19 protein-coding genes are annotated in these 19,828 nt (G+C 62.8%); 4 read left to right on the forward strand and 15 right to left on the reverse strand.

The genetic code is table 11. From position 1 onward, the window contains the following. Nucleotides 1-5: 5 nt before the first annotated feature. From AC0QUY_RS00260 to eno, 10 genes are all read right to left on the reverse strand, one after another. The gene (locus AC0QUY_RS00260) at nt 6-1,247 is read right to left on the reverse strand and encodes a threonine synthase (protein ID WP_161854818.1); all 1,242 of its coding nucleotides are present in this window, start codon (nt 1,245-1,247) and stop codon (nt 6-8) included. Nucleotides 1,248-1,357: 110 nt separating this feature from the next. Then, on the reverse strand, nt 1,358-2,776 hold the full coding sequence (lpdA, locus tag AC0QUY_RS00265) for a dihydrolipoyl dehydrogenase (protein ID WP_161854819.1): 1,419 nt from the start codon (nt 2,774-2,776) through the stop codon (nt 1,358-1,360). Nucleotides 2,777-2,914: 138 nt separating this feature from the next. Further along, the gene (locus AC0QUY_RS00270) at nt 2,915-4,282 is read right to left on the reverse strand and encodes a pyruvate dehydrogenase complex dihydrolipoamide acetyltransferase (protein WP_475385309.1); all 1,368 of its coding nucleotides are present in this window, start codon (nt 4,280-4,282) and stop codon (nt 2,915-2,917) included. Between the two features lie 2 nt (nt 4,283-4,284). Beyond that, nucleotides 4,285-4,590, reverse strand: a complete 306-nt coding sequence (locus AC0QUY_RS00275; protein WP_161854821.1) for a DUF5076 domain-containing protein — start codon at nt 4,588-4,590, stop codon at nt 4,285-4,287. 6 nt (nt 4,591-4,596) lie between these two features. Continuing rightward, nucleotides 4,597-5,988: a pyruvate dehydrogenase complex E1 component subunit beta gene (locus tag AC0QUY_RS00280; protein ID WP_475385310.1), complete on the reverse strand. Its 1,392-nt coding sequence runs from the start codon at nt 5,986-5,988 to the stop codon at nt 4,597-4,599. A gap of 30 nt (nt 5,989-6,018) precedes the next feature. Continuing rightward, nucleotides 6,019-7,044, reverse strand: a complete 1,026-nt coding sequence (gene pdhA / locus AC0QUY_RS00285; protein ID WP_161854823.1) for a pyruvate dehydrogenase (acetyl-transferring) E1 component subunit alpha — start codon at nt 7,042-7,044, stop codon at nt 6,019-6,021. A gap of 215 nt (nt 7,045-7,259) precedes the next feature. Then, a complete protein-coding gene (locus tag AC0QUY_RS00290; RefSeq protein WP_161854824.1) occupies nt 7,260-7,577 on the reverse strand; it encodes an FtsB family cell division protein in 318 nt (105 codons plus the stop codon). Nucleotides 7,578-7,831: 254 nt separating this feature from the next. Next, nucleotides 7,832-8,386 (reverse strand): NADPH-dependent FMN reductase, encoded by a 555-nt coding sequence (locus AC0QUY_RS00295; RefSeq protein ID WP_161854825.1) that lies wholly within the window; start codon nt 8,384-8,386, stop codon nt 7,832-7,834. Between the two features lie 557 nt (nt 8,387-8,943). Then, nucleotides 8,944-10,080, reverse strand: coding sequence for a zinc-binding dehydrogenase (locus AC0QUY_RS00300; RefSeq protein WP_475385311.1), 1,137 nt, complete (start codon nt 10,078-10,080; stop codon nt 8,944-8,946). Between the two features lie 46 nt (nt 10,081-10,126). Next, nucleotides 10,127-11,410 carry a phosphopyruvate hydratase gene (gene eno, locus AC0QUY_RS00305; protein ID WP_475385312.1) on the reverse strand — a complete coding sequence of 428 codons (1,284 nt, stop codon included), beginning with the start codon at nt 11,408-11,410 and terminating at the stop codon, nt 10,127-10,129. Nucleotides 11,411-11,584: 174 nt separating this feature from the next. On the opposite strand from eno, the gene AC0QUY_RS00310 reads away from it, so the two are divergent. Genes AC0QUY_RS00310 through queF form a run of 3 tightly spaced genes read left to right on the forward strand, consistent with a single transcriptional unit; the run spans nt 11,585 to nt 13,466 of the window. Beyond that, nucleotides 11,585-12,577 (forward strand): Vgb family protein, encoded by a 993-nt coding sequence (locus AC0QUY_RS00310; RefSeq protein ID WP_475385313.1) that lies wholly within the window; start codon nt 11,585-11,587, stop codon nt 12,575-12,577. Continuing rightward, nucleotides 12,574-12,945, forward strand: a complete 372-nt coding sequence (locus tag AC0QUY_RS00315) for a c-type cytochrome (protein ID WP_475385314.1) — start codon at nt 12,574-12,576, stop codon at nt 12,943-12,945. Before AC0QUY_RS00310 ends, AC0QUY_RS00315 begins: the two co-directional genes overlap by 4 nt. Before the next feature lie 56 nt (nt 12,946-13,001). After that, nucleotides 13,002-13,466 carry a preQ(1) synthase gene (queF, locus tag AC0QUY_RS00320; protein ID WP_475385315.1) on the forward strand — a complete coding sequence of 155 codons (465 nt, stop codon included), beginning with the start codon at nt 13,002-13,004 and terminating at the stop codon, nt 13,464-13,466. 59 nt (nt 13,467-13,525) lie between these two features. Here queF and AC0QUY_RS00325 read toward each other — a convergent pair whose 3' ends face one another. Continuing rightward, on the reverse strand, nt 13,526-14,203 hold the full coding sequence (locus tag AC0QUY_RS00325; protein WP_475385316.1) for an HAD-IA family hydrolase: 678 nt from the start codon (nt 14,201-14,203) through the stop codon (nt 13,526-13,528). 220 nt (nt 14,204-14,423) lie between these two features. Between AC0QUY_RS00325 and AC0QUY_RS00330 the strand changes: the two genes are divergently transcribed. Continuing rightward, entirely contained in the window at nt 14,424-15,404 is a 981-nt protein-coding gene (locus AC0QUY_RS00330) for a hypothetical protein (protein WP_475385317.1), read from the forward strand. A 6-nt stretch (nt 15,405-15,410) separates the two neighbouring features. Here the strand turns inward: AC0QUY_RS00330 and AC0QUY_RS00335 are convergent, their stop codons facing one another. The 4 genes from AC0QUY_RS00335 to AC0QUY_RS00350 form a co-directional block, all read right to left on the reverse strand. Next, on the reverse strand, nt 15,411-16,586 hold the full coding sequence (locus AC0QUY_RS00335) for an MFS transporter (protein WP_475385513.1): 1,176 nt from the start codon (nt 16,584-16,586) through the stop codon (nt 15,411-15,413). A gap of 14 nt (nt 16,587-16,600) precedes the next feature. Beyond that, nucleotides 16,601-17,452 carry a 3-deoxy-8-phosphooctulonate synthase gene (gene kdsA, locus AC0QUY_RS00340; RefSeq protein ID WP_475385318.1) on the reverse strand — a complete coding sequence of 284 codons (852 nt, stop codon included), beginning with the start codon at nt 17,450-17,452 and terminating at the stop codon, nt 16,601-16,603. Nucleotides 17,453-17,544: 92 nt separating this feature from the next. After that, nucleotides 17,545-17,871 (reverse strand): NIPSNAP family protein, encoded by a 327-nt coding sequence (locus tag AC0QUY_RS00345; protein WP_475385319.1) that lies wholly within the window; start codon nt 17,869-17,871, stop codon nt 17,545-17,547. Nucleotides 17,872-18,050: 179 nt separating this feature from the next. Then, nucleotides 18,051-19,682, reverse strand: coding sequence for a CTP synthase (locus AC0QUY_RS00350; RefSeq protein WP_161854833.1), 1,632 nt, complete (start codon nt 19,680-19,682; stop codon nt 18,051-18,053). Between the last annotated feature and the right edge of the window lie 146 nt (nt 19,683-19,828).

A 19,828-nucleotide genomic window follows, 5' to 3' on the forward strand; every position in this document is an offset into this window, starting at 1 on the left:
GACAGTCAGAGCCTCGCGTAGTCGATCGGTTTGTGGCGATCGAGCGTGCGCGTAACCGGCGGCAGCGGATATTTAAGCCCCGTCGCGCAATTGAACAGCATGACGCGATCGTTTTTCGTCACGCGGCCCTCGGCGAGGCTTTGCTGATAGGCAGCATATGTCGCCGCCCCTTCCGGACACAACAGCAGCCCCTCCTCGCGCGCAACTTCGTTGAGCGCAGCAGAAATCTTCTCATCCGGCACCGCAATGGCGAAACCCTTGCTCTCGCGGACCGCGCGCAGGATCAGAAAATCTCCGACCGCCTGCGGCACGCGAATGCCCGACGCGATGGTGTGGGCATCCTCCCAGCGCGGCGCGTGCTCGGTGCCTGCTTCAAAAGCACGCACCATCGGCGCGCAGCCGGACGCCTGCACCGCAACCATCCGCGGGCGCTTCGATCCGATGAAGCCGATGGCTTCGAGTTCGGCGAACGCCTTCCACATGCCGATCAGGCCGGTACCGCCGCCGGTCGGATAGAAGATCACGTCGGGCATCTCCCAGCCGAGCTGCTCGGCGAGCTCCAGGCCCATCGTCTTCTTGCCTTCGATCCGGTACGGCTCCTTCAGCGTCGAGGTATCGAACCACCCTGCCTTGGCTTTGCCCTCGCCGACGATCTTGCCGCAATCGTCGATCAGGCCGTTGACGCGATAGACGGTAGCGCCCTGCAGCTCGATCTCGCTGACGTTCACCTCTGGCGTATCGGCGGGGCAGAAGATCGTGGTCTTGATGCCGCAGGAGGTGGCGTAGGCCGCGAGCGCAGCGCCCGCATTGCCGTTGGTCGGCATCGCCATGTGCTTGATGCCGAGCGCCTTGCCCATCGACACCGCCATCACGAGGCCGCGGGCCTTGAACGAGCCGGTCGGCAGACGGCCCTCGTCCTTGACGATGATCTCGCCGCCGCCGAGCTTCTTCGCAAGCTTCGGCAGCCGGATCAGCGGCGTCATGACTTCGCCGAGGCTGACGATGTCGGAGACTTTTCGCACCGGCAGCAGCTCGCGGTAGCGCCACATGTCGGCTGGGCGTTGTGCCAGAGCTTCCTTGGTCAGCGCCTTCTTCACGCCCGCGAGATCGTAGCGCACCAAGAGCGGCTTGCCGGCCTTGGAGAGATTGTGGATCTGGTCGGCTTCGTACCGATCGCCTTCCATCGCGCATTCGAGATGGGTCACGAACGTCGGTCGTTCGATGGTGAGATTGTCGTTGTCTTTCACGCTTGGTTTTCTTTCTAGTTGAGCGATCTATATCCGCGTCATTGCGAGCGAAGCAATCCATAGCGCCGCAAGCGGATAGCTGGATTGCTTCGCTCGCAATGACGGCAGAGTCACATATTCAGCACGCGGCCGTAGGCGTCGAGCACGGCTTCCTTCATCATCTCCGACAGCGTCGGATGCGGGAAAACCGTGTGCATCAGCTCTTCTTCCGTGGTCTCCAGGTTCATGGCGACGACATAGCCCTGGATCAATTCGGTCACTTCCGCGCCGATCATGTGCGCACCGAGCAACTGCCCGGTCTTCTTGTCGAAGATCACCTTGACGAGGCCCTGATCCTCGCCGAGCGCGATCGCCTTGCCGTTGCCGACGAAGGGGAAACGGCCGACGCGGATTTCACGGCCGCCTTCTTTCGCCTTCGCCTCCGTCAGCCCGACCGAGGCTATCTGCGGGTGGCAGTAGGTGCAGCCGGGAATGAGGTTCTTGTCCATGGCATGCGGATGCAGGCCCTTGATCGCCTCGATGCAGACCACGCCCTCGTGCTCGGCCTTGTGTGCCAGCATCGGCGGGCCGGCGACGTCGCCGATGGCGTAGATGCCGGGGACATTGGTCTTGCCGTAGCCGTCGATCACGACAACGCCACGATCCGTCTTGACGCCGACCTTCTCCAGCCCGAGGCCTTCGACATTGCCGACCACGCCGACCGCCGAGATCACCCGCTCGAACTCGACCGTCTGCGGCTTCTTGCCGTCGTCGATGGTGGCGACGACGCTGTCGGCCTTCTTCTCCAGCTTCGTCACCTTGGTGTCGGAGAGAATCTTGATGCCCTGCTTCTCGAACCGCTTACGCGCGAGCCCCGCGATTTCCGCATCCTCGACGGGAAGAATCTGCGGCAGCACCTCGACCACGGTGACGTCGGCGCCCATGGTGTGGAAGAACGAGGCGAACTCGATGCCGATCGCGCCGGAGCCGACCACCAGCAGCGATTTCGGCATCCGATCCGGCACCATCGCCTCGAAATAGGTCCAGACCAGCTTCTTGTCGGGCTCGAGCCCCGGCAGCACGCGCGGTCGGGCGCCAGTGGCAATGATGATGTGCTTGGCCTGGTAGGCGCCCTCGCCCAGCGCCCCCTTCGGCGCCTCGACGGCGGACTTCTTCACCGTGACCTTGCCGGGTGCGTCGATCGAGGCGTCGCCCCAGATCACCGTCACCTTGTTCTTCTTCATCAGGAAGCCGACGCCGTCGTTGAGCCGCTTCGAGACGCCACGCGAGCGCTGCACCACCGCCTTCGGATCGAACGAGACTTTTTCGGCGGAAAGCCCGTAATCCTTGGCGTGCTGCATGTAGTGGTAGATTTCCGCCGAGCGCAGCAGCGCCTTGGTCGGGATGCAGCCCCAGTTCAGGCAGATGCCGCCGAGATAGGACTTTTCGATGATCGCGGTCTTGAAACCAAGCTGCGCCGCGCGGATCGCGGTGACATAGCCGCCGGGACCGGAGCCGATGATGATGACGTCGAAGGATGTATCGGCCATTGGCTACTCGCTCGCTATCGTGCGACCATCACTATTCTTCGTCATTGCGAGGAGCCCTTGCGACGAAGCAATCCATCTTGTCGCCGGTGAGATGGACTGCTTCGCTGCGCTCGCAATGACGGTGCGGGTTACCTCGCCTCACACCATCATCATCACTGGGTTTTCGATCAATTGCTTGAACGCGCCGATTAGTTCGGCGCCGAGCGCGCCGTCGATGGCGCGGTGATCGCAGGACAGCGTCACGCTCATCATCTGCGCGATCTCGATCTTGCCATCGCGCACCACGGGGCGCTCCTCGCTGGTGCCGACGGCGAGGATCGTCGCATGCGGCGGGTTGATCACGGCGGTGAAGTGGTTGATGCCGTACATGCCGAGGTTCGACACCGCCGTGGTGCCGCCCTGATATTCTTCCGGCTTCAGCTTGCGCGCCCGCGCGCGCGCCGCAAAATCCTTCATCTCGGACGAGATGGTCGACAGTGTCTTGGTCTCCGCCTTGCGGATGATCGGCGTGATCAGGCCGCCGGGCATCGCCACGGCAACGCCGATGTCGGAATGCTTGTGCTTGAGCATGCCGCCTTCGGTCCAGCTCACGTTGCAGTTCGGAATCTTCTGCAGCGCGACCGCCATCGCCTTGATGACGAAGTCGTTGACCGAGAGCTTGTAGGCCGGCTTCTTTTCCTTGTCCTTCGGTGCGGCAGCGTTGATCTCCTCACGCGCCACCAGCAGCTTGCCGATGTCGCAGTCCATCGTCAGATAAAACACCGGCACGGTCTGCACCGAGGCGGTGAGCCGCTGCGCGATGGTGCGGCGCATGCCGTCATGCGGCACGATCTCGTAGGAGCCCTCTTCGAACAGCGCGAGAATCTGCTTGTCCGACATTGACGGCGCGAGGCCAGGACCCGCGGCGGGCGCGGCTGCCGGGGCCTTCAGGCCCTTGCCGGATTTCGCGTCCTCGACGTCGCGCGCGACGACGCGGCCATGCGGGCCGGAGCCGGTGATGCGCGAAAGATCGATCCCGGCGTCCTTGGCGAGACGGCGCGCCAAAGGCGATGAGAAGATGCGCGCGTGGCCGTTGCCCTTGGCAGGCGCTACCGCAGCCTGAGCCGCCGGCGCGGCAGCCTGTGTCGGCCCAGTTGCTGCAGGTTTTGGCGCGGGTGCCGGTGCCGATGTAGCGGCAGCGGGCTTGGGCGCCTCAGAGGCTTTCGGTGCCTCAGCGGGCTTCGGTGCGGACGCTGCTCCGGCACTAGCTGCCTTCACATCCTCGCCGTCGCCGGCCATGACCGCGATGACGTCATTGACCGGCACGTCCTGCGTGCCCTCTGGAACCAGGATCTTTGCAATCGTGCCCTCGTCGACCGCCTCGACTTCCATGGTCGCCTTGTCGGTCTCGATCTCCGCGATCACGTCGCCGGATTTGACCTTGTCGCCCTCTTTCTTGAGCCACTTGGCAAGGTTGCCCTTTTCCATCGTGGGCGACAGCGCGGGCATCAAAATGTTGATCGGCATTGTCAGTGACCTTGTTGCGACCGCGGCGTGGTGGAGCCCATGTCGGTCGGCCGGTTGATTTCGGCTTCGAACATATCGACGATGCGCGCGAGCGCTTCGTCCTCGGTGTAGCCGCTCTCGCGCGCATAGGCGCGGGCGGCATGGCGGGCGATATCGACCAGCATCAGGCCCCACATGTCAGGCTCCTCGAAAGCACGCTGGAACGCGATCGAGAGCCCGCCATCGACGACGAAGGCCCGCAGGACCTCGACGGCATCGTCCCGGCCGATGACGTCGGGCGGCAACGGCTGTTCGCTGGGGCCGGCCATCTGGACCTACCGATACGAAACGGCCTTGGCGGCCGCGACCACCTCGGCGACGGACGGCAATGCCAGCTTTTCGAGATTGGCCGCATAGGGCATCGGCACGTCCTTGCCGGACACCCGCGCGACCGGCGCGTCGAGATAATCGAAGGCGTGCTCCATGATGCGGGCGGCGATTTCGGCGCCGACGCCGGACTGCTGCCAGCCCTCCTCCACCGTCACCGCGCGGCCGGTCTTCTGCACGGAGGCGATGATCGTTTCGGTATCCATCGGACGCAGCGTGCGCAGGTCGATCACCTCGGCCTCGATGCCTTCCTTGGCGAGTTCTTCCGCGGCCTTGAGTGCATAGGTCATGCCCATCGACCAGGAGACAATGGTGACGTCCTTGCCCTTGCGCACCACGCGCGCCTTGCCGATCGGCACGACGTAGTCGTCGAGCTTCGGCACCTCGCCGGTGTGGCCGTACAGGACTTCGTTTTCGAGGAAGATGACCGGGTTGGGATCGCGGATCGCGGCCTTGAGCAGGCCCTTGTAGTCGGCGGCCGAGAACGGCGCGATCACCTTCAGACCGGGTATTTGCGAGTACCAGGCCGAATAGTCCTGGCTGTGCTGGGCGGCGACGCGGGCGGCGGCGCCGTTCGGCCCGCGGAACACGATCGAGCAGCCCATCTGGCCGCCCGACATGTACAGCGTCTTGGCCGCGGAGTTGATGATCTGGTCGATCGCCTGCATGGCGAAGTTGAAGGTCATGAACTCCACGATCGGCTTCAGCCCCGTCATCGCCGCACCGACGCCGACGCCAGCAAAGCCGTGCTCGGTGATTGGCGTATCGATCACGCGCCGCGCACCAAACTCCTGAAGGAGGCCCTGGGTGACCTTGTAGGCACCCTGATATTCAGCGACTTCCTCGCCCATGATGAAGACGTCGCCGTCGCGGCGCATCTCTTCGGCCATCGCATCGCGCAGCGCTTCGCGGATGGTCTGGGTGATGAATTCGGTTCCGGCGGGCACTTCCGGCTCCGGCTCGCTGACGGTCGTCGGCGCTGTCGGATGTTGTGCGGCCTTGGGCTGCGGCGCTTCCGCCTTGGCTTCTGCGGGAGGCGCTGATTCCGTGGCCTTGGCAGCGGGCGCCGGCGCCTTCGCGAGCTCGGCCGCGTTCTCGCCGTCAGCGAGGATCATCGCGATCGGCGTATTCACCGCGACGTCGGCGGTGCCTTCCGGGATCAAAATCTTGCCGAGCGTGCCCTCGTCGGTTGCCTCGACCTCCATCGTCGCCTTGTCGGTCTCGATCTCGGCGATGACATCGCCCGACTTGATGGTCTCGCCTTCCTTTTTCAGCCATTTGGCGAGGTTGCCCTTCTCCATCGTGGGCGACAGCGCAGGCATCAGAACTTGAATCGGCATGGTAGCTCCGGATACTTTTGGGGCTTGCGCTTAGCGGTAGATGTCGGTCCAGAGTTCGGACACATCGGGCTCGGGATCGCGCTGGGCGAAATCGGCGGACGCGTTGACGATCTCGCGGACCTCGGCGTCGATCTTCTTCAATTCCTCCTCGGTGACCTTGGCGGCCAGGAGGCGACTGCGTACCTGCTCGATCGGGTCGGAGTCGTGGCGGACCTTTTCCACCTCCTCGCGGGTGCGATACTTCGCAGGATCCGACATCGAGTGGCCGCGGTAACGGTAGGTCTGCATCTCCAGGATAAAGGGACCGTTGCCGGCGCGGCACCAGGCGACGGCCTCATCCGCGGCGGCCTTGACCGCGCGGACGTCCATACCGTCGACCTGCTTGCCGGGGATGTTGAAGGAGGCGCCACGCTTGGAGAAATCGGACTGCGCGGAAGCGCGCGACACCGAGGTACCCATAGCGTAGCGGTTGTTCTCGATCACAAAGATCACCGGGAGCTTCCACAGCTCCGCCATGTTGAAGCTTTCGTACACCTGGCCTTGGTTGGCGGCGCCATCGCCGAAATAGGCGAGCGCGACATTGTCATTGCCGCGGTAGCGGTTGGCAAACGCAAGGCCGGTGCCGAGCGAGACCTGGGCGCCGACGATGCCGTGGCCGCCGTAGAAATTCTTCTCCATGCTGAACATGTGCATGGAGCCGCCCTTGCCCTTGGAGTAGCCGCCGCGGCGGCCGGTGAGTTCGGCCATAACGCCGTTGGCGGACATCCCGCAGGCCAGCATGTGACCGTGGTCACGGTATCCAGTTATGACCTGATCGCCCTGCTTCAGGGCCATCTGCATCCCCACCACCACGGCTTCCTGGCCAATATAGAGATGGCAGAACCCGCCGATCGCACCCATGCCGTAGAGCTGGCCGGCCTTCTCCTCGAAGCGGCGGATCAGCAGCATGTCCCGCAGCGCGGCCAGCTCCTGCGCCTTGGTGAATTCCGGTGGGGACCCGCTTGCCTTCTCCTGCCCTAATTCCTTCGCGACAACGCTTTTCTTGGGTGCAGCCATGGCAATTCCGGGGTGAGAAAGAAAGACGGGATCAGCCCTCTCTATCCCAACTCAAACCGCCGTGAAAGGATTGCGTGCGCTGAAGAAAATATTGCTATGCCGCACTGCAACGTGGCGGGACATTTTCGAAATTGATTTTGCAGTTTTTTGAAATTTGCGGACCGGCAGAAAGCATCGTCCCGACAACGACGTTGTCGATGACATCGGCTTGAAAATCAGTTCGGCTTGATGGTCCGGATCAGGTCGCGCGGATTGGCGTAGTCGAGTTGGAAGCGCGCGCGCTCATCCAGCATGTCGGGGTCGACCCGGTCGGAGCGCAGTAGCGATACCCGCTGTTCGCCCTCTGCCCGCTCCCGCTTCAACCGCGCCAGCTCCGAGGTGAGCGCGATGATCTCCTGATCGAGCTCCTGGCGCGCATTCAGGCCGTATTTGCCGGTATAGGCGTTGACACCGAAATAGCTGACCATCAGCGCCGCCACCGTGTAAAGGGCGAGGCCGGTCAGGATGGACTTCAATCGGGTACGGGAGACCATGCGCCCAAGATGCGACGGCTGGGTTAATGGATTCCTAAGGCCACGGGCTTGACTGACCCCCCGTCATTGCGAGCCAACGGGTCGCGCGAACGCGCGCCCGATGACAGGCTCCGCGAAGCAATCCATCCCGCCGCGGAAAGAAAGACTGGATTGCTTCGTTGCTTCAGCGCAAAATTGCTTTGCAATTTTGTCGCGAGCTCCTCGCAATGACGGCGGGAGAGTTCGCACCTCGCAATGACGGGGATAGAAAGCGGTTACTTGTTCTGCTTCTCGATGAACGCCGCAAAGGCGTCGATATATTGCTGCAGCACCTTCTGCACCGCTTCCTTGGTGAGCTGGCCCTTGTCGTCAAAGGCGTCGCCGACGCCGTTCAAATAGATTTCGGGCTGGCCGAGGATCGGGCCGGAAATACCGGGCAGGATGTTCTGCAGATGCTTGGCCGCGCTGACGCCGCCGAGCGCGCCGGGCGAGTTGCTGACGATGCCGGTCGGCTTGCCGAGGAACGAGCTCTTGCCGTAGGGGCGCGAGCCGACGTCGATGGCGTTCTTCAACACGCCGGGGATCGAGCGGTTATATTCGGGCGTCACGAACAGCACGCCGTTCGACTTCTGCAGCTTTTCGCGGAATGCCAGCCAGTCGGCCGGCGGATTGGCTTCCAGATCCTGGTTGAAGAACGAAATGCCTTCGAGCGTGGTCACGTCGAGCTTGAGCGAAGCCGGCGCCAGCTTGGCGAGCGCATTGGCAACCTTGAGCGAAAAGCTTTCCTTGCGCAGAGAGCCGACGATGGTGACGATGGTATGGGTAGCCATTGGGTATCCCTTTTGAGAGCGAACGCGCCTGCTCTCCCTTACGCCAGATCACCAGAAAGATGCAAGTGCATGAAATGCCCTTTTTGTGGGTTTGGCCGCGCCCTTTCGGCTTGGCTCACGGCGTCATCTTCAGGGCGGCGCCATTGCTTCAAGTTCACAAATTCGAAACATGGAACCAGCAGTTCTACGGTCTAGATCGTCCCAACAACAGTGTTAGCGTGCGCCTCACTACGGAGGGACTGTCATGCGAAATCGAATGTCGGCGCAAACGCCAAGGTCACGATTTGACGTTGCGAAGGCCTATCTGGAACTGCAAAGGATCAGGCGCGCCGTCGAACTCGAGGAAGCAGCGGTGCATCTGACGCGAACGCTCCATCCAAAAAGAAAACCAACGAACGCCGGATCGAAATCACAGCGATAATTTAGGTGATACTTGCCGGGCGCGTGGACGCGCGCGCATGACATATCTCGCCGCCAGAAAATCCTTCCCTAATGCAGAACAGGCCGTCCCATCGGGCGGCCTGTTCTGTCGATGGCCGGATAAACGCGGCGTGCCGTCAGCTCTTGTTCGGGTTGATCAGGAATTTCTCGCCGGTGGAGCGCTTGTTGTAGACGGCGATATTGGAGAGCTGCAACGTCTCCTGCAGCGACACCACTCGCGTGTAGTGGCTGGCAAACGTGGTCTTTAGTTCGGAGGCCACGCGCTGGCGCAGGCGGCCGATTTCGGCGGGGCCGATCTTCTGCAGGAACGGCGTCAACAGCCAGCCACCGACGCCCCAGGTCAGGCCAAAGGCACGGCTCAGTTCGGTCGGGCGGTTGTCGAGGCTGCCGTAGATGTAGACCTGCTTGTACACGTTGGAGCCGTAGCGGCTGTACTCCTTGGCGGTCTTGTTGGCCGCCATCTCCATGCTGGTGAGGATCTGGCTTGCCAGCTTGCCGCCGCCAATGGCGTCGAAGGCGATGGTCGCGCCGGTTTCCACCAGCGCATTGGTGAGATCGTCCATGAAGGTCGGCGCGGTGGAATCGACGATATATTTGGCGCCGATATTATGCAGGATGTCGGCCTGCTCCTTGCTGCGCACGATGTTGACGAGGCCGATGCCGTCCTTGATGCAGATCTTGTTGAGCATCTGGCCGAGGTTCGATGCGGCGGCGGTGTGCACCAGCGCCTTGTGATTTTCGCGCCGCATCGTCTCGGTCATGCCGAGCGCGGTCAGCGGATTGACGAACCATGACGCGCCGTCGGCGGGCGTGGTGCCCTCAGGCAATTCCATCACGTCCCGCACCTTGATGGTGCGATACTGCGTGTACATCGCGCCGCCGATCATCGAGACGGTCTTGCCCATCAGCGCTTTGGCGGCGTCCGAGGAGCCGGTCCGGATCACGACGCCGGCGCCTTCATTGCCCGCGGGAAGCGACTGATCGAGCCGCGCCGCCATCATCCGCATCGCTGCATCCGGCATCTTCGCCGTGATGACAGGCGCATCGGTGCTACCGGACTCCTTGGCGGTCGACATGTCGGCCGGGCCGATCAGGAGCCCGAGATCGGACGGGTTGATCGGTGTCGCCTCGACCCGGACCACGACCTCGTCGTCGGCCGGGTCAGGGGTCGGGACGTTCACCAGCGACAGTTCGAGTTCGCCGCTCTTCTTGAGCAGCGTACGCAGTTGAAGCCCGCTGTTGCCGTCACTCATCGCAATCCCTCCCCTGGTGCTCGTTCTATCTGGATGCGCCGGCGCGTTACGCCAAGGCCTTCAGCGCCGATTTCCCGGCATATTTCGCCTGCTTGCCGAGCTGCTGCTCGATGCGCAGGAGCTGGTTGTACTTGGCGGTGCGGTCGGAGCGCGCCAGCGAGCCGGTTTTGATCTGGCCGCAATTGGTGGCGACCGCGAGGTCGGCGATGGTGGAGTCCTCGGTCTCGCCGGAACGGTGCGACATCACCGAGGTGTAGCCGTATTTGTGGGCCAGTTCGACGGCGGCGAGCGTCTCGGTCAGCGTGCCGATCTGGTTGACCTTGATCAGGATCGAGTTGGCGCGGCCGTTCTTGATACCGTCGGCCAGACGGGTGACGTTGGTGACGAACAAGTCGTCGCCGACGAGCTGGCACTTCTTGCCGATCAGGTCGGTCAACTCCTTCCAGCCTTCCATGTCGTCTTCGGACATGCCGTCCTCGATGGTGACGATCGGATAGCGAGAGACGAGATCGGCGAGGTATTTCGCCTGTTCGGAGCGCGAGCGGGTCTTGTTCTCGCCGCCATAGACGTAAGCGCCGTCCTTGAAGAATTCGGTCGCGGCGCAATCGAGCCCGAGCATCACGTCGCTGCCCGCCTTGTATCCCGCCTTGCCGATGGCGCTGACGACGAATTCAAGGGCTGCATCCGCCGACGGTAGGTTCGGCGCAAAGCCGCCCTCGTCGCCGACATTGGTATTGTGCCCTGCCTTCTTCAGTTCGCTCTTCAGCGTGTGGAAGATTTCCGCGCCACAGCGCAGCGCCTCGCCGAAACTCGCAGCGCCGACCGGCAGGATCATGAATTCCTGGAAGTCGATCGGGTTGTCGGCATGCACGCCGCCATTGATGATGTTCATCATCGGCACTGGCAGCGTCCGCGCCGAGGTGCCGCCGACATAGCGATAGAGCGGCATGTCGAAGGATTCGGCTGCCGCCTTGGCGCAGGCGAGCGAGACGCCGAGGATGGCGTTGGCGCCGAGCCGGCTCTTGTTCGGCGTACCGTCGAGATCGATCATGATCTGGTCGATATGGACCTGATCCTCGACGGCCTGATCACTGAGGGCTTCGAAGATTTCACCATTGACGGCCTCAACCGCCTTCTGCACGCCCTTGCCGAGATAGCGCTTCTTGTCGCCGTCCCGAAGTTCAACCGCCTCATGCGCGCCGGTAGAGGCGCCCGACGGCACCGCAGCGCGGCCGATCGAGCCGTCTTCCAGCACCACATCGACTTCAACGGTAGGGTTGCCACGGCTATCGAGAATTTCACGGCCAATGATGTCGACGATGGCGGTCATATCTGAACTTTCCTGGAATGTTGGTCCGGTTTCGGGGGCGTCTTACACGGCAAGCAAGCAAATGTGAACGCTTGACCGATGGCCTTTTCCGGACGGCCAAAACCCGTCAGGATAGACTGATTCAAGGTTGATATCGGCGTCCAAACCTTCACGTTCACAAGCCGGGGTAACGCAATGAATCGCCGCCAGTTTCTTGGAACCGCCGCCATTGGAATCCTCGCCGCGCCCGCCCTCACGCGAAGGACCGCCGCCCAGGAAGGCCCGTTCCGCGTCAAATATTTTCCGGTCGCCGCAGGCATGGGCTCGCGCGACACCACCCCTGCCCCCGACGGCACGATCTGGTTCTGCGGCCAGCGCAACGGCACGCTGGGGCGCCTCGATCCACGCGACGGCTCCTACAAACTGGTCGACCTCGGCAAGGGTGCCGCGCCACATGGCGTCATCATCGGCCCGGATGGCGCCCCCTGGGTGACCGACGGCGGCCAGAACGCCATCGCCCGCGTCGACCCCGGGGATCACAAGGTGACGCTGTTCCGCCTGCCCGAAAAGGAGGCATACGCCAATCTCAACACGGCGGTGTTCGACAAAAATGGCATCTATTGGTTCACCGGCCAGACCGGCATCTATGGCCGGCTCGACCCGAAATCAGGCGACATGACCGTGTTCAAATCGCCGCGCGGCCGCGGCACTTACGGCATCACGATCACTCCGAAGGGTGACATCTGGTACGCCTCGCTCGCCGGCAATCACATCGCCAAAATCGATCCGGCGACCGGCAACGCGACGGTGGTCGAGCCGCCGACGCCGAACCAGGGCGCGCGCCGGGTGTGGTCGGATTCTAAGGGCCGCATCTGGGTCAGCGAGTGGAACAGCGGCAATGTGTCGATGCACGATCCCGCCGACGACTCCTGGAAGGCGTGGAAGCTGCCGGGCAATAATCCCCGGACCTATGCGGTCTATGTCGACGACAAGGACAAGGTCTGGCTCACCGATTTCGGAGCGAACGCGATCGTGCGCTTCGATCCCGTGACGGAAAAGTTCAACGCATTCCCGAGCGACAAAGCGGGCGCCAACGTACGCCAGCTCGACGGCCGGCCCGGCGAAACCTGGGGCGGCGAGTCCGGCAACGACCGCCTTGTGATGATCCAGACGGTCGCGCCTGCGTGAAGTCACTCGGCGTTCTGCTGCTGTCTCTCCTGCTGCCCGCTTCCACCCATGCGGCAGAAGATGGCGCGCAGGCGTTCACCCCCTGCCGCGCCTGCCATAGCCTCGATCCGGCCGAGCGCAACCTGCCCGGCCCCAATCTCTCAGGCCTGATCGGTCGCTCGGTCGGCAGCGATGCCGGCTTCGACTACTCGCCGGTGCTGCGCAAGGCACGCGACGAAGGCTTGCGCTGGGATGCGAAACGGCTGGAGACCTTTCTAGCCGATCCCGCTGCGATGTTTCCGGGATTATGGATGTCGATGCGTGGCATCGAGAACGCCGCCGAACGGCAGGCGCTGGTGAAGTTTCTCGCCGACCCCGCCTCGCGCTGACAGTTGACGGCCGCGCCACTTGCGTCCATGTCAGCCGTCGCAACAGGACGATCATGATGGCCAAGAAATCATTGCCGACATCATTGCAACTCGGTCGCGCCGTGGAATGGCCGGATAGCCCGGAAAAGGCAAAGCTCGACCGCGTGCCCAACCCGCAAACGGGCACCAATTATCTGGTTCGCTTCACCGCGCCGGAATTCACCTCGATCTGCCCGGTCACGAGCCAGCCGGACTTCGCACATCTCGTGATCGACTACGTGCCCGGGCAATGGCTGCTGGAGTCCAAATCGCTGAAGCTCTATGTGGCGAGCTTTCGCAATCACGGCGCCTTTCACGAGGATTGCACCGTCATGATCGGCAAGCGCATCGCGGCCGAGATCAAGCCGAAGTGGCTTCGCATCGGCGGCTACTGGTATCCGCGCGGCGGCATCCCGATCGACGTGTTCTGGCAAACCGGCAAACTACCCAAGGACGTGTGGGTGCCGGATCAAGGCGTCGCGCCGTATCGCGGGCGGGGTTGATCCATCGCATGTCCTCCCCTCAGATCCTGCAGGCACTTCGCAAGAACGCCACTGGCGGATCAGAGATCAGGATCGAACCAGAAGTCGTGAGGCAAATCGGTTAGATCATCCGTGACGCCGGTTGCACCCGTGAAATCTTCGTCTCGAAAGTACAGGCTGCGAGTAATCAGGACTGGGGCGCCGGCAGAGGCCGCTGCAACCAGACCGTTGCGAGAGTCCTCGATGGCCAGGCAAGACATGGCAGGCAGGCCAAGAGCGTCGATCGCCGCGTGATAGGCGTCCGGTGCCGGCTTTTTGTTGGGCACGTCTTCCCCGGAAACGATCACGTCGAAATTCCGCTTCCAATGCGATCCCAGATTTTGGGTCAGTAGTGCGCCAATGTTGTCCCGCGACGTGGTCGTAACGATCGCCAACCGCAGCCGCCCGTCGCGGGCTCGAACGACCAGGTCGGCTACTCCCGGTCGCAGTCCGCAGGCGCCGCTGCCAACCAGTTCCGCATATCGGCGCGTCTTGAAGCGGTGCAGCTCGTTGATGTGTCTATCTGACAGATCGAAGCGATCCTCGGAGAGCGTCTCCCAAAAATACCTGATACGCTCTCTTCCGCCTGCGATCCGCAGCAGCTTGCCGTACGTTGCCACATCCCAGCTCCACGGCAGGTCGAAATGGCTGAACGCTTCATTGAATGCACGTCGATGAAATTCCTCCGTCTCCGCCATGGTTCCGTCGACGTCGAACATGATGGCCCTGAACCTGTTCAACTTGGCCCTCGCTCCCAGTTGTGGCGTGGCATCCGGCGAAGCGCCGACGCCCCCGTTCGAGATCACGAAGCACAATTGGCCCGCGCGGCTCGGAATTGCGACTTTGAAATTCTGATGGGCAGCCAAATTTTTGCTGATAGCGCCGAAGCCTCACCCCCGGCTGCTTGAACCGGAAGGCCGGTACGGCCGACCACCGCACATGAATACTGCCCGCTCTGCCGTCCTCCGGCTTCTCGTCCCTCTCTGTCTCGCCGCAACGATCTCGCACGCATCAGCCGCGCCGCCGGCAAAATCGGCAGAGGATCGCTACATCGCCGCGCGCGATGCCGCGATCGAGAAGATCACGGCCATGTACGATGCCGGTAACGCGCACGATGCCGCGCGCAAGGCAGAGGAAGCGGCAAGCGCCGATCTCGGGGCGCAGATGCGTGCCATTCTCAATGAGCCCGCCCGCGCTGATTTTGGCCCGGCCAAGCTGAACATCGACGCGTTCGCTAAAGGCGATGAAGGTTTTGGCATGCTCGACGGGTTGCGCTTCGACGCCTTGCTAGGAAGCAATGGCGAGAAAGCAGGTCAAGACGGCGCCGACGGCAAATATGTCGGACCGAAAGCGCATATCGTCGTCACGACACAGACGCTGTTCGAACGATGGCTGCGCGCCCACAAGAACTGGTGGGACAAAGGCGCCAAGAACGTGCCGCAGCAGATTGGCGCCGCGCTAAGGGACGAGAGCTTCTACACGCAGGCGGTATCGAGCGGCGCTGCCGTAGTGAACTTCAACTCGCTACCTGTTGCGAAGCCGGAAGGCGCGAGCTTTGCCTATGCCATGCTGGCCGGGCGAACCCAAGACGAGTTCCCCGACGAGGCCGACAACGTCTTCGTCTCTGCCATCGCGAACGGCAAAGTCTACATCGCCTATGGGGCGATTGATCCCCAGGTGAAAATCCCCGCCTGTATCGCTATCCGGACCGGCTACAAAAGGAAGGCCGACCAGGCCGATGACGATTTCCGCTCCGGAAAGATCGACCGGAAGGCTTACGACAGGCTGGGTAATCTGCGTCAGCAGGGTGAAGATACCTACAAGCGTTGCTTCACGCAGAATGCGCCGAAGCAGGCTTCCTTTGCGGAAGCGACCCGGCAGGCCGAGAGGCTGTTGTCAGCGGCCTTGAACGCACGCTGAGGCAGGCTAGGTCGTCGGCGCATCCGCCGGCCGCGTCTGGCGCAGCAGTTTGGCACAGACGAAGCCCAGCGCGATCATCACGGCGCCTGCGATAAGCAGGGTCGGCACCTTGCCGGCGTGCTGGATGCCAAAGCCATAGGCGATCGGGCCGACGGTCTGGCCCATGAAGAAGAAGAAGGCGTGCAACGACAGCGCAGTTGCGCGCGCTTCCGCCGACAATTCGCTGGCGAATACCTGCAGGCTGCCGTGGATCATGTAGAAACCCCAGCCCATGAAGATCAGATTGAGTAGCTGCAATCTCCATTCCAGCCCCAACGCGACCGCCATGAGCTGCACGCCGACCAGCGCCGCTCCGCCGATGATCATCCCGTTGACGCCGATCTTCGGCAGAAGCCGCGATACCGTCATGGTGTAGAGGAGGCCGCCGACCGCAAAGCCAGCGATGACGACACCTGCGATCGACAGCGAGGTTTGTCCGAGGTCGAACAGGAACGAGGCAATGAACGGAAACAGGCCGAGCACGCAGCAGCCTTCGATAAAGACCGCCGAGTAGCAGATGCGTGCGTTCGGATTGGTGAAAATCGTGCGATAGCCCTGCTTGAGGGCCGACAGGCTGGTGCGCGGCGGATGGGTCAGCGCAGCACCACGAAATCCGATCGCGACCACGATCGAAGCCACCACGACAATCGCCCCGAGCACGGCCAGCACGCCGCGCCAGCCGAGGAAATCGCCGATCAGGCCGGACACGGTGGCGCCCAGCAGATTGCCGGTCATGGCGCCGGCCAGCGTACGCCCGATCGCGACCTGACGCTTTTCGGCGCCGACGAGATCGCTGGTCAGCCCCAGCGCGATCGGAAACACGCCGCCTGAACCGATGCCGGCCAGAATGCGGCTCGCAAACAACAGCGGAAACGAGGTTGCCATCGCGCCGAGAATGTTGGCGAAGCCGAGCAGCGTCAGGGCGACAATCATCAGCCTCGCCTTGCCGAAAACGTCGGCGAAGGCGCCGAGCACCGGCTGGATGATGGCAAAGGTGAAGGCGAACGCGGCGGCGAAACTGGCGGCGGTGGCGATGCTGACAGAAAAATCCTCGGCCACGTGTGGCAAGACCGGATCGAGCGCGCGGGCGGACAGGGCCGCCGAAAAGGTTGCGAGCGCAATGATATTGAGCGCCGGCGGCATGCCGCTGGCGGCGGTCACGACGAAGCGTTCTTGGAAAGCGCGTCGAACGCCATCAGCCGCTTCACCAACGCCTCGAACTCGCGCAGCGGCACCATGTTGGGTCCGTCCGACGGGGCGCGATCGGGATCGGGATGGGTCTCGATGAACAGACCGGCGACGCCGACCGCGACCGCCGCGCGCGCCAGAACGGGGACAAATTCACGTTGGCCGCCGGATGAGGTGCCCTTCCCGCCCGGCTGCTGCACCGAATGGGTGGCGTCGAAAATAACGGGCGCCCCTGTCGTCTGCGCCATGATCGGCAGCGCGCGCATGTCGGATACCAGCGTGTTGTAGCCGAACGAGGCGCCGCGTTCGGTCACCAGCACGTTCGGATTGCCGCCGCCGGTGATCTTGGTGACGACGTTGGTCATTTCCCACGGCGCGAGGAACTGGCCCTTCTTGACGTTGACGACCTTGCCGGTCGCTGCGGCCGCAAGCAGCAGGTCCGTCTGCCGGCACAGGAAGGCCGGGATCTGCAGCACGTCCACCGCCTGTGCGGCTTCCGCGCACTGGCCGGCCTCGTGCACGTCGGTCAGCACGGGCAAACCGAGCGAGGAGCGTATCTCGGCGAAGATCGGCAAGGCCTGCGCCAAGCCAACTCCGCGCGCGGCCGAGCCCGAGGTGCGGTTGGCCTTGTCGAAGGAGGTCTTGTAGACGAGGCCAATGCCGAGGCGGCCCGCGATCTCCTTCAGCGCGCTCGCCACTTCGAGCGCATGCGCCCGGCTTTCGAGCTGGCAGGGACCTGCAATGATCGAAATCGGCAGGTCGTTGCCGAATTTGACCGGACCGACCGAGACGACCGAGGCTGCATCGAGGTTCGCGTTCAAGGGATTTTCCTTCTGTTGGCGCGGACCATGCCGGTCCGCGACTTCAGGATCAACCCCGTTTAACCCCTAAAATATCAGGGTTGCGCGAGCGGCTATTTCACCGCCGAAAAGCCCGTCGGCACCAGCAACTGGCTGACGATGTTGTCGATGATCTGACCGTCCTCTTCGCTCTTGGCACGGCCGGCGATCCAGTCCGGATCGGACTGGAATGCGGTCCATTTCTTTTCGCGGTCGGCGAGCGAGTCCCAGGCGACGAAATAGGTCAGTTCCTGATTGGAGGTGCCGATCAGCGTGGTGTAGAAGCCGGCCTGCTTGATGCCGTGCTTGTCCCACAGTTTCAGCGTCAGCGTATCGAAGCGCTTCATCAGCGCCGGCAGGCGGCCCGGCAGACAGCGATAGACGCGCATTTCCATGATCATCGGCTTTGCTCCCTTTATTGTTTTTGCGGTTCAGGGAGCGGTTTGTCGCAACAATTGGCGCGTTCGTCAAAGGCGGAGGCGCGCAGCGGTAGGGTGGGCAAAGCGCAGCGTGCCCACCATTCAGTCCAAACACGGGGCGAGGCGGTGGGCACGCTTCGCTCTGCCCACCCTACAGAATTCTACACCAGCCGCGACTGCGCCATCGCCGCCTGGATGAAGGACGCGAACAGCGGGTGCGGCTCGAACGGCCGCGACTTCAGCTCGGGATGGAATTGCACGCCGATGAACCAGGGATGGTCCTCGTATTCGACGATCTCCGGCAGCACGCCGTCGGGCGACAGGCCGGAGAACCGCAGGCCGTGCTGTTCGAGCCGGTCCTTGTAGGCGGTGTTGACCTCGTAGCGGTGGCGGTGGCGTTCCGAAATCTCAGTGGCGCCGCCATAGACTTCGGACACGCGGCTGCCGCGCTTGAGCGTCGCCGGGTATGCGCCAAGCCGCATGGTGCCGCCGAGGTCGCCCGACTGCGATCGCTTCTCCAACTCGTTGCCGCGCAGCCATTCCGTCATCAGGCCAACGAGCGGTTCCTTGGTCGGGCCGAACTCAGTGGAGTTCGCTTCCTCGATGCCGACGAGGTTGCGCGCGGCTTCGATGACCGCCATCTGCATGCCGAAGCAGATGCCGAAATACGGCACGTCGCGCTCACGCGCGAACCGCGCCGCGCGAATCTTGCCCTCTGCACCGCGCTGGCCGAAGCCGCCAGGCACCAGGATGCCGTTGACGTGTTCGAGGAACGGCGTCGGATCCTCGTTCTCGAACACCTCGCTCTCGATCCAGTCGAGATTGACCTTCACCTTGTTGGCGATGCCGCCATGGGAGAGCGCCTCGATCAATGATTTGTAGGCGTCCTTCATCCCCGTGTACTTGCCGACGATGGCAATGGTCACCGCGCCTTCCGGGTTACGCACGCGCTCGTTGATGACATTCCAGCTCTGCAGCGCCGGCGGAATTTTAGGGCTGATGCCAAACGCCGCCAAAACTTCGTCGTCGAGGCCGGCGGCGTGATACGCCTCCGGCACGGCGTAGATGTTGTCGACGTCCCTCGCCTCGATCACGGCGCTTTCGCGCACGTTGCAGAACAGACCGAGCTTGCGCCGCTCTTCCTTCGGGATTTCGCGGTCGGTGCGGCACAACAGGATATCCGGCTGGATGCCGATCGAACGCAGCTCCTTCACCGAGTGCTGGGTCGGCTTTGTCTTGAGTTCACCGGCGCTTGGAATGTAGGGCAGCAGCGTCAGGTGAATGTAGACGGCGTGATCGCGGGGCAACTCGTTCTTGAGCTGGCGGATCGCCTCGAAGAACGGCAGGCCCTCGATGTCACCGACGGTGCCGCCGATCTCGACCAGCACGAAATCGTATTCGTCATTGCCGGAGAGGACGAATTCCTTGATCGCGTTGGTGACGTGCGGAACGACCTGGATGGTCGCGCCGAGATAGTCGCCGCGGCGTTCCTTGGTGATGATGTCCTGATAGATGCGCCCCGTGGTGATGTTGTCGGCCTTGGTGGCCGGACGCCCGGTGAAACGCTCGTAATGGCCGAGATCGAGATCGGTCTCGGCGCCGTCATCGGTCACGAACACTTCGCCGTGCTGATACGGCGACATCGTTCCGGGATCGAGGTTGAGATAGGGGTCGAGTTTGCGGAGACGGACCTTGTACCCGCGAGCCTGCAGCAGGGCACCGAGTGCCGCCGAAGCCAGACCCTTTCCGAGCGAGGAAACCACGCCGCCGGTGATGAATATGTACCGCGCCATGGGATTCTACCTTTAAGGCCACTGCCCCGATTCTCCAAAACGAATCGCGTGCACGAGCAAACATTTTGCCGGGCTGTGGGTGACGTTAAATTTGAAGCGATTTCAGAGCATTGATGGGAAATTCTGATGCAGGACGGTAGACGCCG

The organism is Bradyrhizobium sp. WYCCWR15520, from assembly GCF_056174665.1.

Bases quoted from the DNA above. Each gene is read 5' to 3' on its own strand.
- lpdA (WP_161854819.1), bottom strand. From the start codon at position 2,776: ATGGCCGATACATCCTTCGACGTCATCATCATCGGCTCCGGTCCCGGC.
- AC0QUY_RS00270 (WP_475385309.1), bottom strand. From the start codon at position 4,282: ATGCCGATCAACATTTTGATGCCCGCGCTGTCGCCCACGATGGAAAAG.
- AC0QUY_RS00275 (WP_161854821.1), bottom strand. From the start codon at position 4,590: ATGGCCGGCCCCAGCGAACAGCCGTTGCCGCCCGACGTCATCGGCCGG.
- AC0QUY_RS00280 (WP_475385310.1), bottom strand. From the start codon at position 5,988: ATGCCGATTCAAGTTCTGATGCCTGCGCTGTCGCCCACGATGGAGAAG.
- pdhA (WP_161854823.1), bottom strand. From the start codon at position 7,044: ATGGCTGCACCCAAGAAAAGCGTTGTCGCGAAGGAATTAGGGCAGGAG.
- AC0QUY_RS00290 (WP_161854824.1), bottom strand. From the start codon at position 7,577: ATGGTCTCCCGTACCCGATTGAAGTCCATCCTGACCGGCCTCGCCCTT.
- AC0QUY_RS00295 (WP_161854825.1), bottom strand. From the start codon at position 8,386: ATGGCTACCCATACCATCGTCACCATCGTCGGCTCTCTGCGCAAGGAA.
- AC0QUY_RS00300 (WP_475385311.1), bottom strand. From the start codon at position 10,080: ATGAGTGACGGCAACAGCGGGCTTCAACTGCGTACGCTGCTCAAGAAG.
- eno (WP_475385312.1), bottom strand. From the start codon at position 11,410: ATGACCGCCATCGTCGACATCATTGGCCGTGAAATTCTCGATAGCCGT.
- AC0QUY_RS00310 (WP_475385313.1), top strand. From the start codon at position 11,585: ATGAATCGCCGCCAGTTTCTTGGAACCGCCGCCATTGGAATCCTCGCC.
- queF (WP_475385315.1), top strand. From the start codon at position 13,002: ATGGCCAAGAAATCATTGCCGACATCATTGCAACTCGGTCGCGCCGTG.
- AC0QUY_RS00325 (WP_475385316.1), bottom strand. From the start codon at position 14,203: ATGTTCGACGTCGACGGAACCATGGCGGAGACGGAGGAATTTCATCGA.
- AC0QUY_RS00330 (WP_475385317.1), top strand. From the start codon at position 14,424: ATGAATACTGCCCGCTCTGCCGTCCTCCGGCTTCTCGTCCCTCTCTGT.
- AC0QUY_RS00335 (WP_475385513.1), bottom strand. From the start codon at position 16,586: ATGCCGCCGGCGCTCAATATCATTGCGCTCGCAACCTTTTCGGCGGCC.
- AC0QUY_RS00345 (WP_475385319.1), bottom strand. From the start codon at position 17,871: ATGATCATGGAAATGCGCGTCTATCGCTGTCTGCCGGGCCGCCTGCCG.
- AC0QUY_RS00350 (WP_161854833.1), bottom strand. From the start codon at position 19,682: ATGGCGCGGTACATATTCATCACCGGCGGCGTGGTTTCCTCGCTCGGA.